The sequence below is a fragment of the Paenibacillus sp. 2003 genome, assembly GCF_031455635.1.
GTDB lineage: Bacteria > Bacillota > Bacilli > Paenibacillales > Paenibacillaceae > Paenibacillus > Paenibacillus amylolyticus_B.
On sequence record NZ_JAVDTB010000001.1, the window covers coordinates 1,528,381 to 1,542,486 of the forward strand.

Sequence of the window (14,106 nt, forward strand, 5' to 3'; positions counted from 1 at the left end):
TTATTCCGTAACCTCCTTACGCCGCATGAAGATCAATAGCGGTATAGCGATAATGGTAACGACCACGAACAGTAGAGTGTTGACCGCGGTACCAAGTCCCCAGTTGCCTTCGCCGAAAGATCGCAGAATGATCGTACCTACGACCTGTGAAGCGTTACCCGGGCCACCACCGGTCATGACATATACTTCGGAGAATACTTTGAGTCCACCGATCAAGGTCAACATCAGGTTAATGTTAATCGCGGGCAGCAAGAGTGGTAGTGTGATTTTGAAAAAACTTCTCCACGAACTTGCGCCATCAATCTTGGCCGCTTCGTAATACTCTTGAGAAATGGACTGAAGGCCCGCCAGATAGATGGCCATCTGGAACCCGGCACTCTGCCAGATCGAGACGATGGCAATCGTCCAGATCACAATCGATGGGTTGGTCAGCCAAGCTTGGCTTAACGAATGTAATCCTACAGATTCCAACAAATTGTTGATTGTACCTTCGGTACGCAACATGGGAGTGAACAGAATGCTGATCACAAGGATGCTGAGAATGGAAGGGGAGTAGAAGATCGCGCGCAGCAGGTTCTTTGTTCTTAGTCGCATGTTAAGTCCTACGGCCAGCAATAGGCCGATGACATTTTTGCCAACGACGGTGACGATTGCAAATATCGCCGTGTTTTTCAGTGCCAGAATAAGCGTTTTGTCCGAGAAAATTTTCTGGAAATTATCCCACCCGATGAACTTCAGCTCCAGCCGATCCAGCCGCCAATCCGTGAACGAGTAATAGAAAGCGGCGAGAGCAGGCACAACGAAAAAGATGGAGTAGATAATTAGTGCGGGAAATATCATGTAATACGAGTACAGATTTTTAGTCCTTTTCATGTCTCACACTCCGTTATAGCTAGGCAGCATAACGGTCGATCCTGTTATGCTGCCTTATATTTCACTCTTTAGAAACCTTCTACACCTTTATCCTGCATCAGCTGACTGAACTTCTCATCCCAGGATTTCAGTACTTCTTCCGGTGACAATCCGCCTGCAAACTGATCCTGCAATAATCGGTACAGTTCGCTGCGATCAACCAGCATGTATGCATCCGTTGTCAGCACGGTTTTCTTCGGCGTAATATAATTGTCTACAATATCCTGTTTGTAAGCTGGCAGTTCCGGTGTCGTAACGTCACTGAAATTGGATACGTATCCTTTGGAATCCACGATCTGTTGTGCGACATCCTTGGAAGCGATATAGTCCAGGAACTGTTTGGCTTCATCCAGATGTTTGGATTTCTTCGGAATGAACAGTTGTCCGCCCAGTGGACTTGCACCCAGACTGGCATTATCCGACGATGGAATCGGGAATACGCCCAGTTCCATATTTGGATCTTGCTCGGCCACGCCTTCAATTAACCAATCGCCCATAAACATCATGGCAACTTCCTTGTTCAGGAATTTACCTACGGCCATGTCATAGCTGTCGCTAAGCACATCTGTGTTGGTGTACCCTTTGGTGTAAATTTCATATTGTTGTTCCAGGAATGTTTTGAATTCCGGGATATCAGACCATTTTTTCTTATTGCTGTTCAACTCATCAAAAAAAGTCGGTTCATTTTTGGCTACAAAATCGGCAAAAGCTGCTGCAGGCCAGATGTTGGCAGCCCAGGCATCTTTGTAAGGCATGAATACAGGCGTAATGCCACTTGCTTTGATTTTTTCACAGATCGCCAGGAATTCTTCGTAGTTGGTTGGAATCGACAACCCGAGTTCTTCAAAGATTTGTTTGTTATAAACGACCCCTTGCATCCCTGTATCTTGGCTGACATGGAAGCTGTAGAGATGGCCACCTGAAGAGAGGACGTCTTTGTTCACAATTCTGCTCGCCCAAGGCTCGTTATCCAGAATCTCGAAGTTACGTTCAAGGTTCAAGTCTGTGACTGCGCTCGCCAGATTGTACTGAATAATGTCAGGCGTTTCATCTACAGCCAGTTTGGTTTGCAGTACAGTTGTTGTTTGTTCCGCTGGAATCAGCTGCAAATTTACACGAATGTTCGTTTGTTTTTCGAATGCATCGAGAATGTCCTGCTGGATGAAAGCAGAGTCCTGAGAACTTTTAGAGATTGCCAGCTCCAATGTGACTTTGCCACTCTTGCTGTCCCCGCCAGCAGCTGTGCCGGAATCCGTACCTCCTGATCCACAAGCTGTTAACGAGACCGATAATAAACTGGCCAGAATAATAGAAAACGCCTTTTTTCTTTTTATTGTTTTCAATGCAAATCCCCCTCTAAAACGTTTAGTGAATCCGTTTACAAGTCCGATTATAGATTCTTTTCTCGCCCCGGTACATGTCTGTGCTTGAACGTTGATGTGTAAAATCCTGAACTTGAAATCGCTATCATTTCATGAAATACCGTGATAGAGTAGACATGAATATAAGGGATTTCACATCATGTCAGAACAGGAGGGCATCTCTGAGAATGGTAAAGCTCATACATAAAGCAACTCAATTCAGTTTGCAGACAAAGGTGTTTTTGACATTTCTGGCGCTGCTTTTGTTCGTGCTGGGCTGTTTTATCGTTTATGTAAATGTGATCGTTGTCCGCCCGCTCAAACTGAAAACAGAGCAGGATACGCTCGTTACAGCTACGAAGGTAAGAGAGCAAGTTGATCTCTACGTAGAACAACAGAACCAGATGTCGCAGCGAATATTATCCAGCAAAAATATATTTGCAGCCATGGACAAGAGCTCCTCAGCGCATAGTAATTATGAAAGGCTGAAACAGATTCGGATCATCAAAGACATCATGTTTCAGGCCATCGGGCCGAGTATGAATATCAAAGACATGTCCATCTACGACAATCACGGTGTTCTCCTGACAACATATCTGGGTTCGGGCAATCCTCCCGCAATCCTGAACACCATGATGGAGAGTAGTCAGATCGGACGAGATTGGACGGAAAGTGGTTTTGTTCTACTGCGTCAAGACGATACGATCTCCTTTGTGCGCACGATCAATGATCAGAACGGCAAGGTGTACGGTTATCTTAGCATCCAGATGGAACAGGCCTATATACAGAATCTGACGGAGGGCATTACCGCTGGCGATGTCTATATTCTGAATGAACAAGGGGAGCAGATGACCGGCTCGGAAACGGGAGTGACATTTGCCAATTGGACAAAGCCTTCATCAGACGAGGGACTGGATGTGGACAAAAACGACAATTATATCACACATTCCACTTCACCCAGTACAGGTTGGATCACGTATATCATAACGCCCAAAAAATCTGTTCTGGGTTCGATCCATTCGGTTCAGACGATGTCCATTCTGCTGATTACAGCACTGATGCTGGTTTCGTTTGTGTATATCTTCCTGTCGACACGTAACCTGCTGCTGCCTATCCGCAAGCTACGTGGTCAGATCTGGCGCATGAACTACAGCAATATGAATCTGAAAGTGGATGAAACGCCGAAGAATAACGATCTCTTATTGCTGAATGAAGCCTTTCAGGATCTGATGGGGAGGCTGCAGCAATCCATTGACCGGGAAAAATCGGCGCTTCATGAAGAAATAAAGGCGCGTAATTCTGCGCTGCAAGCCCAGATTGCACCTCATTTTATTCATAATGTTCTATATCTGATCAGTATTGCCGCCCAAGAGGGGAAGACCAAAGTTGTATCGGATATGTGCAAACATCTTTCGGACAGTCTACGTTATATTGTATCTTCACCATACGCGCATGTGACTTTGGCTGAGGAGCTTCAACATACGAGACATTATCTGTCCCTTGTACAACAAAAGTACGAAGAGGATCTGGAGTGGGATATCCATGCAGACGAGCTGGCGAACGAAATCCGGTTGCCACGGTTGGTTATTCAGCCGTTTGTGGAAAACTGTATTGAACATGCCTTTGCCAACACCGCGCCGCCTTGGCGTATCCAGATTACCGTGAAGCAATATAACGGATTATGGGCTTTGGAGATCAAAGATAACGGAGAGGGCTTTCCACCGGATAAGATCCAGGAGATTTTAGCCAATATTCAGGCATCGGGTTCTGGAATGAACCAGACTGCCGATCGTGGAACAGCCCTTGGTAACATGGGGATTATCAATAGTGTCAATCGACTCAAACTAATGTATAACAACCGGCTCTTTATTAATATATTTAACAATCATGGGGAAGAGCAACATGGAGCAACGATTCAAATCATCGGCTCACTGACAAAGGATTTTTACTAACTAGGAGGCATAGGTGATGTATAACGCGATGATCGTTGAGGATAGCAAACCGATATTACGTAATATTAAAATGCTCTTGGAGACGCTGAGCTTCCCGATTCGTGTAGCTGCTACGGCAACGAATGGAGAAGAAGCCTTGGCAGCGTTAAAGCAGGAACCGATTGATCTGCTGTTGACAGATATTCGAATGCCGAAAATGGATGGGCTGTCCCTGATTGAGCAAGCCAAGCTTGCCAACCCGGATCTGAAGGTCATCTTGATTAGCGGTTATAGCGATTTTGAATACACAAGAAAAGCATTGAACCTGCAAGTGTTTGACTATTTGTTAAAACCTGTCGATCGAGAGGCGCTTGAAGAAGTCATGGGTCGGGTAATGGATCAACTTGATCAACAGATGTCCAAGGAGCTGCTGGATTTGCAGGAAATCATTCATCCCCAATGTGAGACTACGCTGAAACAAGGGGAGGATTTTCCACCTTTGTTCAGCCAGATGATGATCATTATGAGCAAACAACCCTTCACCGCAGGGCATGAACGATGGATGCAGGTGGAATTTGAGACTGTAGTGCAGGACTTTTTTACATTCCATCCATGTCGTGTGTACACCTGTCAAACCCCATATCAATTTATCGCTTTTGTCAACAAGAGTGCACTTGAGGTGTACTCTTCCGTATATGAATGTCTTGAATCGTTGCGACGGCATTTGGTTGCGCATGACATCGATGCGATCATTGGAGGACAACTTCTATTCGCTGAGTCTGGTAATCTGCCGGAGCTCTATCACCGCATGTCGTCCATTTTGTCTGAGCAGCAACGGTTGAAACAAGGAATAGTGCTGGATACCGGTAATCCGGTGTCGATGGCCAGATCTGAGACAGGCTGTCTGGATCCGGTGCAGGAATCTGCTTTTGTACAGATGATACAGGCTCGGCAGAAAGAACGGTTTGCTCTTAAGTTATCCGAATTGCTGAATCGATGGGCAGAGGAAAATGTACATATGACCGAGGTGGATCGGTTTATTGGTTTGGTCGTAGACACGTTTGCTCATCTGTACGAGGAACAGGGGTCGGGCATGAGATTGGGCCTGGAGCTTAGGTCAAGACAATTCGCCCAGGCACAGTCCTATGCCGATTTTTGCCGGGAACTGACGGAATGGACGGGACAGTGCTTCGATATGCTGCAATCCCACGTTCGAAAAAGTAAGGCGATCCTGTTCGAACAGATTGACGATTACGTAAAACTAAATAAATACTCTCAATTATCTATCAACGACATTGCCATGAAGTTTCATATTAGCCCGTCGTACGTCAGCAGAGTGATCAAAAATGCAACACAAATTACATTTGTTCAGTATTACACCCGGCTTCGCATTCAGGAGGCCTGCAGACTGATGGAAAGTCAACCAGACATGAAGTTTAAGGAAGTTTCCGATTTACTGTCATTTAGCGACCAGCACTATTTCTCGAAGGTGTTCAAAGAGTATACGGGGCTAAGTCCTACGGATTATAAACAACAGATGTCTGGTATAAAGACCCAATCATAGTTAACAAACCCTTTTTACTTATGTTATAATACTAAACAAATACGGCTTGTTACTGAATTCATTCAGGCAATACCTATGTATATACATGCTCAAAGTTTCTTTGGGTGTGCATATATATGGGTTTTTTTGCGTTTACTTGCCGATTGATTCTACCAAAAATAAATAAAGAGAGGAAGATTGAACTTGAAAAAGGAAAAGAAAAAAAGGTCATTTTATAGGAAAGGAGGAGCCAGCTTACGATTAATGAGTACTAGACTCATTGCAGCTTTCCTTGCGGTGCTTATTATCCCAACTGCACTTATCGGTTATTTCTCGTATCATAGTGCTAAAGATCAGGTACAACAAAAAATGACCGATCCCATCAATACAATATTAACGATGACCGGACAACATATTAACAATCTGGTGGGGGAAAAAGCAGAATTATTGAGTTACATAGACAGCATGTATGGCTCCGATCCCAGTCAGGCGAACAACGAAGTAATACAAGTAGGAATCGACCAGTTAGCTGATACATACCCTGATATTATTGCCATAACCGTAGGCAACGACCAAGGCAGTGTTATATCTTCTCCAGCAATTGAGGATGCAACATATGATCCACGCAGCACAGAATGGTACACCAATGGTATAAGTAACAATGGATCACTCTATTTTTCGAGTATTATGAAAGATTCGGTGTCCGGGAAGATTTATGTAGAGATTTCAAAAGCTCTGTCAAATGAACAAGGTGTAGCAAGTATTAAACTTGATCTGGAGCGATTAGCAAATGAAATATCGATTGTGGATGTCGGAGGTAATGGGAGTCTGATTGTGGTGGACTCCAATCGAACCATCGTGGCTTGGTCTGGTGCCATTGTAAACGGTGGGGGAGGAGAGCTTGGCGGAGCACTCATCGAGGGAATTCCAGTCCATCCGAATACGGCTTCAAGTTCAGATGAACCGATGGCATTTTCCCAATTTGTCAGAACGGATCTGGCGTATGATCTGGAGGTATATAACGGTGTTAATGCTTTGACGGGTTGGAATGTCATTGCTTTGATGGGCCATGAAGATTTTATCGCCGCAGCGAAACCCATTATGGTATCGAGTCTAACTGTCATTGCTATATCTGTATTGATTGCCGGTGTAATTATTTTCTTCATTCTGAGATCTTTTATTGTACCCATGCAAAAACTGCGAAAGGCCACTCGCAGCGTAAGCGAAGGGAATCTGTCCGAACGGGTTAATCTTAAAACTGAAAACGAATTTGGTATATTGGCCAATGATTTTGACCAGATGACCATTTCCCTTCAATCAGTGGTTGCTGAACTTCATCAGACGTCATCGTTGTTAAGCCACTCTTCCCAAATGATTCAGGAAAGTACAGAACAAACCACCCAATCGGTTCAACATGTGGCGGAAACCATGCACCAGACTGCGGAATCAGCTATCGTTGGGGCGGAAAATTCGGAACAAACCGCGAATGCCGTAGAAGAAATGGCGAGAGGCATCAGTACAATTGCAGAATCTGCGAGTGCGATTGTGGATTCGGCTGAAGAGACGGAGCGCGCTGTTGCTAATGGCGGGAAAACCATAAACCAGGTCGGAGAACAAATGGAACATATTCTCGGAGCTGTTGAAGAAACCTCGGCATTGATTAATGAGCTGTCCAGTCTGTCTGCCGAAGCCAATCGAATGAATGAAGCGATCGCGGATATCTCTCGGCAAACCAATCTTCTATCACTGAATGCCTCTATTGAAGCATCAAGAGCAGGAGAGCATGGAAAAGGTTTTGCTGTCGTTGCAGGCGAGGTACGAACGTTATCGATGCAATCCAAACAAAGTGCGGACGAGATTGGCGCTACCATTGGTAAAATGCTTGATCTGATTGCCAAATCCACATCTCTTATGAATGATAAAGTTCGTAATCAAGTCGGTGAAGGAATGCGGATCAGCCAAGAAGCTTCTGCAACCATATCGAACATTGAACAATATACAACGCATATCGTGGATCAAATTCAGGATATTTCCGCTGTCTCAGAACAGTTGTCAGCCAGTACGGAAGAAGTCTCGGCTACGGTTGCCGCGATGAGTCACATCTCTAAAGTGTCGGCTGACAGTGCTCAGACAACTTCAGCAGCAGCCCAAGAGCAAATGGCGGCAATGCAGGAGATATCGGCATCATCTGCACAGCTATCCAAAACAGCTGAGAACATGCAAGAATTGGTTCGCCGGTTTAAGCTCTAGAGTAGAAGTAAGTAAATGTGTAAGGAAACGTGTTAAGCAAAAGGCGCTCTCCAAATGGAGGGCCTTTTTGCATTTAGTGAGATTAGTAAGAATGTGACGCCTCATCCCCGAACATATCCTTTTGATTCTTTTTTCGGAAACTTCGTGGTGATTCACCAACCGTTTTGGTAAATAAAATCGTAAAGTAATTGGGGTTATCGTAACCGACCAGTTTGGCAATTTCCCATATTTTTTTGTTGGTTGAAACTAATAATCGGGTAGCTTCACCCATTCTTCGTTGAATCAGGTAATGATAAGGAGAAGTGCCATAGTGATTTTTATACATATGAATTAAGTAATAAAAATCGATATGAAATTGATCTGCCAATTCTTTGAGTTTAATGTTTTGCCGATAGTTGGTATCCAAATAGTCTTTAATGCTCTCAGCAAGGGTATTGCTCTCAACGATCTCCCCACTAGGAAGCTGTTGATGGGACTGCCGATCGATGATTAGAAGTATTGCTTTCAGCACATGCCCAGAGATCGACTCGTATCCATGTTCCCGGATTGAAAATTCATTAAAGAGAGTCTGCATTAACGAATGGAGCTCATCGGAATATCGGTTGGCTCGAATGATCGGATTGTTAGAGGGAGGAATGACCCAATCCTCAAGGGTCTGGGTGCCTTCTGTAAAACGAAAGCCGCAATAAAAGGTGGATAACGGGTATTCAGGATTGGACTTCTCCTCGTGAAGAGTACCCTTGTTATATATGAGCATGTCACCTTTTTGAGCCCAGTGTTTGGTGCCGTCAATGGTGAACAATCCTTTGCCTTCAGTTACGTAGATAATCTCATGCAGATCGTCATGTTTATGCGTCGGAAAGCTCCAATGGGGATTGTCGGCCAGTTTTCCTACATAAATAATGGTGCAATCTCGATTTGGATGCAGTTGGCCGAATTCGTGGTGTGTATTCATCTATGTCTTCCCTTCAGAATCAGTAATGAAAGTCTGTGTTGAAATGACAACATATATAATGTTTTGCAATAAAACCACAACAACCTTGATTGTCGCCATGGTGTATCTGACAGTACAATTTCACTATCCAAAATGTACTATATATCGAAAGTGAAGGGATGGGAAAGCAGAAAATACATGAACTAATGATCGTAGACAGAAATGAAGCGCTTGCAACAATAGAAAGGATTAGTGAGTATTGATTTATGACTAGAAATAGAGAGAACCTACTTATTTTAACGCTTACGCTTGTTAGCTTTGTACTGGGAACAACCGAGTATGTCATCGTGGGTGTGTTGAAGGAAATTGAAAGTTACATGGAAGTATCACTTGCTGCCGCGGGTATGCTTGTCTCCGGTTTTGCGATCGCATACGCAGTGGGTACACCATTTGCTGTGGCCTTCTTGGCCAAAATATCGAGAAGGAGTTCCATATTGATTGGATTTGCAATCGTGTTGGCATTAAATCTATTGACCGTGTTCTCAACAACGTTCTCTTCACTGATGGCCATTCGCATCGTGTCGGCCGTTGCTTGTGGACTTACAATATCACTTTCGATCTCGATTGTAAGCGACGCAGTGAACCGGGAGCGAAGAGGGGAAGCTATCGCCTGGATTTTGGGCGGATTTTCAATCGCAAATGTGCTAGGTGTTCCGCTCGGTACATTTATCGGACAACATCTGAGCTGGTCCATGACGTTTGTTGTTACAGCATGCATAGGTGTTGTGCCGCTGGTATTCATGTTTCGTATTCTGCCAAGCCAAACAACAACGATTGCAGGTTCGTTCAGTGATCAGATGTCTCTCTTTGTGAAGCCACGGATATTGCTGGCCTGTCTGATCCCTGTACTGGGAAACAGCTGTATTTTCGTCGTCTTTACGTACATTACGCCACTCCTGAGTGAGACGATGGGTGTGCCAGTACAATGGATTAGTGCCATACTCCTGATCTATGGAGCCTGCAGCATCCTGAGTAACTGGATTGGTGCCAAAATAGCCAAGGGTGATTTCCTACCCAAGCTCAAGGGGCTTTTCGTAATCCAAGCAATCCTCTTCCTGGGCATGAGTTTTGCCGTTTCCAATCTGTGGATCGGCTTGGCATTCCTGTTTCTGATTGGATGTGTGTCATCCTCCATGAGTGCTGCTTCCCAGTTATATTTGTTTGATGTGTCTGGAGCGATCGCGCCGGGGTCCAAAGCATTTGCATCTACACTCCTGCCTGTGGCAGCCAATGTGGGTATAGCGTTAGGCTCCGGCGTCGGTGGAATTGCCGTCAATATAGGTGGTGTCCAGTGGGTGCCTCCAGTTGCTGTGATGCTTGCCTTGCTGGCTTTTGTCGTTACCCTGATATGCCAGCGTTCCATCCAAGTGAATTCAGACGAAGCAACCACTGTAAAAGCAGCCTAGATGAGATGATGTTTAAACTAAACGGATGAATGCATATATATGGGATTGGAACAAACAAAGTCGCTGTTATGCGGCTTTGTTTGTTTTTTTAGTTTTCCAGCATTCCGGATGAAACGGGATCGTAGATGATAGAGGTAGGATAATGCAATAATTCAGTGAATTTATATATGAAGAGATCTGATAAAATGAATGAAAAGCTGGGAGGTAAAGCCATGAAAAAGCCCATGATCGGTGTACTGCCTTTGTATGATACTGACAAAAAAAGTTACTGGATGCTTCCAGATTATATGAACGCCATAGAAGGAGCAGGTGGGATTCCAATTATGCTGCCTTTGACAACGGATACCGAGATCATTGCAACGTTGGCTAATGAGTTCGATGGGTTCCTGTTCACCGGGGGACATGATCCGCACGATATAATATCCATATTGAAGACATAACCGCATAAAATGTGAAAAAGAAAAAAGACCTCCTGTTTATAAAAACAGAGGAGGTCCTAGTATTGGTAAATGGAATCGTGAAGTAATCATGGTATCACCATTCAATTGGCAGGATTATTTTAATCCAGACTTCGTGTTGGCATGCTCTTCAGCATTCAGGGAAGCAATCAGCTTCTCGCCTTCAACATCCAGGTTTGGCAGAATGCGATCCAGCCATTTTGGAAGTGCCCAAGCTTTGTCTCCGAAAATAGCCATGATGGCAGGGACCAAGCCCATACGGATGATAAAAGCATCAATCAGAATGCCTACAGCCAAAGTGAAACCAATCTGCTTGATCATGACATCATCGGTGAATATAAATCCTGCAAATACAGAGACCATAATCACTGCTGCGGCAACAACCACGCGACTTACCTGATTGTATCCATGAACGACGGATTCAGTCCCGCGATGACCATGCACATAGGATTCCCGCATGGAGCTAACAAGGAAAACTTGATAGTCCATCGCGAGGCCATACAGGATACCTGTCACGATGATCGGCATAAAGCTCAGCAACGGGCCGCCGGTATCGAAACCAAAGAGCGAATGCAGCCAGCCCCATTGGAATACAGCAGTTGTGATCCCGAATGTAGCCAGGATACTAAGCAGGAAGCCAATCGTTGCTTTGATGGGAACGATGATCGAACGGAATACGAGTAACAGGATGATCAGCGAGAGCAGGATTATGATGCCTACATAAATAGGGAACACCTGCGCCAGTTTGGCTGACATATCGATGTTAACAGCTGTGAGTCCAGTAACTCCGAGTTTCACATCATAGGTCTGTGCGATGCTGGAATCAGCCGCACGTAGATCAGTTACCAGTGTTTTAGTGAGATTATCGTTAGGACCCGTTTTTGGAATGAGACTGAAAATAGCTAAATCTTCTGTCATACCAAGCGGTGTGACTTGTGCAACGTTATTCTGACCTTGGAGTTCCATCACCAGACCGCCCAAGAGTTCCGGTGTAACTTTTGCGGAAGATTGATTAGGCTCTGCGACCAGAATAAGGGGTCCGTTGAATCCTTCTCCGAAGCCTTCGGAGATGGCATCATAACTTTGTCTTGCAGTTGTATCCAGATTCGCTGAGGAAGCGCCGGGGATACCCATTTCCATTTTGGTGATCGGCGTCGCGGCAAAACCAAGAATGACGATGATGGCGATAATGGTAGCCCAACGATTCTTGATAACGAATTTCACCCATCTATCCGCGACTCCGTGGCTAGTGGCTTTAGGATGTTTTGCGCTTTTCTCACGAGCTTTGGCGGAACAGATGCGTTCTCCTACCAATCCGAGTAAAGCTGGCAACAGGGTTAAAGCAACGAATACGTTGATGAGCACGGTGGCAGCTGCGACCAAAGCCATCGTAGACAAGAATGTGAGACCGATGACAAGCATACCGCACAGTGCAATAATGACCGTTAATCCGGCAAAAAATACCGCGCTGCCCGATGTGCCAATGGCTCTTGCTGTTGCTTCTTTTGCGCTCAAGCCTTGATCAATGATCATTCGACGTTGGCGATTAACAATGAAGAGAGCGTAATCGATTCCAACAGCCAATCCAACCATGAGAGCCAGGACGGAAGTGACACTTGGCATTTCGATGAATTTGGAGATTGAGAATGCTCCACCTACTCCGATCGCAACACCCAGTAGTGCAGTGATCAGAGGCAGACCTGCTGCAACGACGGAGCCAAGCGTGATCAACAATACGATTACCGCAATGACCAGTCCAACAATCTCTGCGGAGCCGACCCCAATCGATACCGCTTTGAGCGTTTCGCCTGGCAAGACCGTAATGTTGGTTCCTTTCTCTACCGTCATAACCGATTGAATAACGGAATCAAATATATCCTGCGTTATGGCAGACTGCTCGATTGTAAATTGGAACTGGAACAGTGCGATACTGCCGTCTGAGGAGATCAGCATACCAGGTACAGGAACACCATCCACCATCAAAGGTCCATAGGGAGGAGGTGTGGTTGTTGCGGATTGAGCCGCACCCGCAGACTGAGCATTCTGAGCCATCTCAGCAGAAGCCCCTGAATTACCCGCTTCAGCTGCATAATCCGCAGGGTTAAGGACTTTTTCTAATGCGTAAACTTCATTAACACCTTTCATCATGGCAGCCAAACGTTCAGGCGTATCCAAACGCTCGTTGTCCGGTGCTTTGAACACAACACTTCCTTGACCGCCGGAGGCGGCTGGCAATTCTTTTGCCAATTGATCCAGAACCTTCTGTGACTCTGTGCCTTCAATCTTCATCTCAGAACTGATGTGAATACCATTGATGCTGATCATGGAGATGACAATTCCCAGAATTAATACCCAGCCAATAATGAAGTAGGCAGGTTTGCTAAAAGCGGTTTTCCCCACTCTGTATAATAATGTAGACATTTCTCTATTTTACACTCCTCTATGATGAATGTGGATGGTTGGCATGTTCGAATCCTGCCCGTAAATGATTAAACGTGGTTTCCAAAAATTGATCGAATGTCAAAGTGCCGGGCTTGGTATCTTCAGTAATGACTTGTCCGGGCAGTAACACATTAAGTCTTCCATCAATTAATGGCAGTATTGTTCCATATAGTGCGTTGATCAAAAGATAAGTATAGATCTCGTCATACTTCCCGTTAGATAAGTCTAATAAGGTATCTTGTGCCTGAGTCTGCATCCGGTGCATGGCTCCAAGGTAATGCGGTTCAAGCACGGGATAAGTCTGGGATAGCGAGAGCAGCTGATGAAGTCTTCCAATTAGTTCTGTTGTAAGCTGCATCTTGATCAGGTTATACAGTACGTCAAGCAAGGAGACGTTGTCGGGCATTTCGGTAAGCAACTCTTCGAGTTCCGTTGTATTCTGAACGGATATTGCGCCTCTTGCTACGGCTTCTTCTTTACATGTGAAGTAGTTTGCAAATGTTCTACGTGAACAACCCACCTGATGCACAATATCTTCGACCGTAAAGCCATCAAGCCCATGTTCAAGGGTAAGTTCAAATGCAGCACTAGCAAGTGCTTTTTCAGTTGCTTCTTTCTTCAAATGTCGCAAGTTTCGTTTGATCATTATTCTCCGCTTATGCGTTCACCTCCAATACCAATGACTATGGTTTGTTTTTTTAAGAAGAGCACACTTACTGAATATGCACTTTGTGAGGTTTATCATAACAACAAGTTGCTCATTGTGCAAATTTACCCATTGTGCAAATATTTTATATGACGGCTATACT

10 protein-coding genes are annotated in these 14,106 nt (G+C 44.9%); 5 read left to right on the plus strand and 5 right to left on the minus strand.

The annotated features are described in order from the left end of the window. Positions 1 to 873, minus strand: a complete 873-nt coding sequence (locus tag J2X75_RS06880) for a carbohydrate ABC transporter permease (protein WP_036670879.1) — start codon at positions 871 to 873, stop codon at positions 1 to 3. A gap of 68 nt (positions 874 to 941) precedes the next feature. Beyond that, positions 942 to 2,255 carry an ABC transporter substrate-binding protein gene (locus tag J2X75_RS06885; RefSeq protein WP_091016368.1) on the minus strand — a complete coding sequence of 438 codons (1,314 nt, stop codon included), beginning with the start codon at positions 2,253 to 2,255 and terminating at the stop codon, positions 942 to 944. A 206-nt stretch (positions 2,256 to 2,461) separates the two neighbouring features. Between J2X75_RS06885 and J2X75_RS06890 the strand changes: the two genes are divergently transcribed. The 3 genes from J2X75_RS06890 to J2X75_RS06900 all read left to right on the plus strand — a co-directional run bounded on the left by J2X75_RS06890 (position 2,462) and on the right by J2X75_RS06900 (position 7,997). Then, complete coding sequence (locus J2X75_RS06890) at positions 2,462 to 4,225, plus strand: sensor histidine kinase (RefSeq protein ID WP_310335230.1); 1,764 nt, start codon at positions 2,462 to 2,464, stop codon at positions 4,223 to 4,225. A 16-nt stretch (positions 4,226 to 4,241) separates the two neighbouring features. Continuing rightward, positions 4,242 to 5,768: a response regulator gene (locus J2X75_RS06895; RefSeq protein WP_310335232.1), complete on the plus strand. Its 1,527-nt coding sequence runs from the start codon at positions 4,242 to 4,244 to the stop codon at positions 5,766 to 5,768. Positions 5,769 to 6,011: 243 nt separating this feature from the next. Further along, positions 6,012 to 7,997 carry a methyl-accepting chemotaxis protein gene (locus tag J2X75_RS06900; RefSeq protein ID WP_310335234.1) on the plus strand — a complete coding sequence of 662 codons (1,986 nt, stop codon included), beginning with the start codon at positions 6,012 to 6,014 and terminating at the stop codon, positions 7,995 to 7,997. An 82-nt stretch (positions 7,998 to 8,079) separates the two neighbouring features. Here the strand turns inward: J2X75_RS06900 and J2X75_RS06905 are convergent, their stop codons facing one another. Further along, positions 8,080 to 8,952 carry a helix-turn-helix transcriptional regulator gene (locus J2X75_RS06905; protein WP_310335236.1) on the minus strand — a complete coding sequence of 291 codons (873 nt, stop codon included), beginning with the start codon at positions 8,950 to 8,952 and terminating at the stop codon, positions 8,080 to 8,082. Positions 8,953 to 9,197: 245 nt separating this feature from the next. On the opposite strand from J2X75_RS06905, the gene J2X75_RS06910 reads away from it, so the two are divergent. Next, positions 9,198 to 10,397 carry an MFS transporter gene (locus J2X75_RS06910; protein WP_310335239.1) on the plus strand — a complete coding sequence of 400 codons (1,200 nt, stop codon included), beginning with the start codon at positions 9,198 to 9,200 and terminating at the stop codon, positions 10,395 to 10,397. Between the two features lie 212 nt (positions 10,398 to 10,609). After that, positions 10,610 to 10,837: a gamma-glutamyl-gamma-aminobutyrate hydrolase family protein gene (locus J2X75_RS06915; protein ID WP_310335241.1), complete on the plus strand. Its 228-nt coding sequence runs from the start codon at positions 10,610 to 10,612 to the stop codon at positions 10,835 to 10,837. 114 nt (positions 10,838 to 10,951) lie between these two features. On the opposite strand, the gene J2X75_RS06920 is transcribed toward J2X75_RS06915, so the two are convergent. Together J2X75_RS06920 and J2X75_RS06925 are read right to left on the minus strand one after the other, a co-directional pair. Further along, positions 10,952 to 13,276: an MMPL family transporter gene (locus J2X75_RS06920; protein ID WP_310335242.1), complete on the minus strand. Its 2,325-nt coding sequence runs from the start codon at positions 13,274 to 13,276 to the stop codon at positions 10,952 to 10,954. A 19-nt stretch (positions 13,277 to 13,295) separates the two neighbouring features. Next, complete coding sequence (locus J2X75_RS06925; RefSeq protein WP_307536653.1) at positions 13,296 to 13,943, minus strand: TetR/AcrR family transcriptional regulator; 648 nt, start codon at positions 13,941 to 13,943, stop codon at positions 13,296 to 13,298. Positions 13,944 to 14,106 lie beyond the last annotated feature (163 nt).

Excerpts from the sequence above, each read along its gene's own strand:
- J2X75_RS06910 (WP_310335239.1), top strand. The coding sequence starts at position 9,198 with ATGACTAGAAATAGAGAGAACCTACTTATTTTAACGCTTACGCTTGTT.
- J2X75_RS06890 (WP_310335230.1), top strand. The coding sequence starts at position 2,462 with ATGGTAAAGCTCATACATAAAGCAACTCAATTCAGTTTGCAGACAAAG.
- J2X75_RS06905 (WP_310335236.1), bottom strand. The coding sequence starts at position 8,952 with ATGAATACACACCACGAATTCGGCCAACTGCATCCAAATCGAGATTGC.
- J2X75_RS06915 (WP_310335241.1), top strand. The coding sequence starts at position 10,610 with ATGAAAAAGCCCATGATCGGTGTACTGCCTTTGTATGATACTGACAAA.
- J2X75_RS06895 (WP_310335232.1), top strand. The coding sequence starts at position 4,242 with ATGTATAACGCGATGATCGTTGAGGATAGCAAACCGATATTACGTAAT.
- J2X75_RS06900 (WP_310335234.1), top strand. The coding sequence starts at position 6,012 with ATGAGTACTAGACTCATTGCAGCTTTCCTTGCGGTGCTTATTATCCCA.
- J2X75_RS06925 (WP_307536653.1), bottom strand. The coding sequence starts at position 13,943 with ATGATCAAACGAAACTTGCGACATTTGAAGAAAGAAGCAACTGAAAAA.
- J2X75_RS06920 (WP_310335242.1), bottom strand. The coding sequence starts at position 13,276 with ATGTCTACATTATTATACAGAGTGGGGAAAACCGCTTTTAGCAAACCT.
- J2X75_RS06880 (WP_036670879.1), bottom strand. The coding sequence starts at position 873 with ATGAAAAGGACTAAAAATCTGTACTCGTATTACATGATATTTCCCGCA.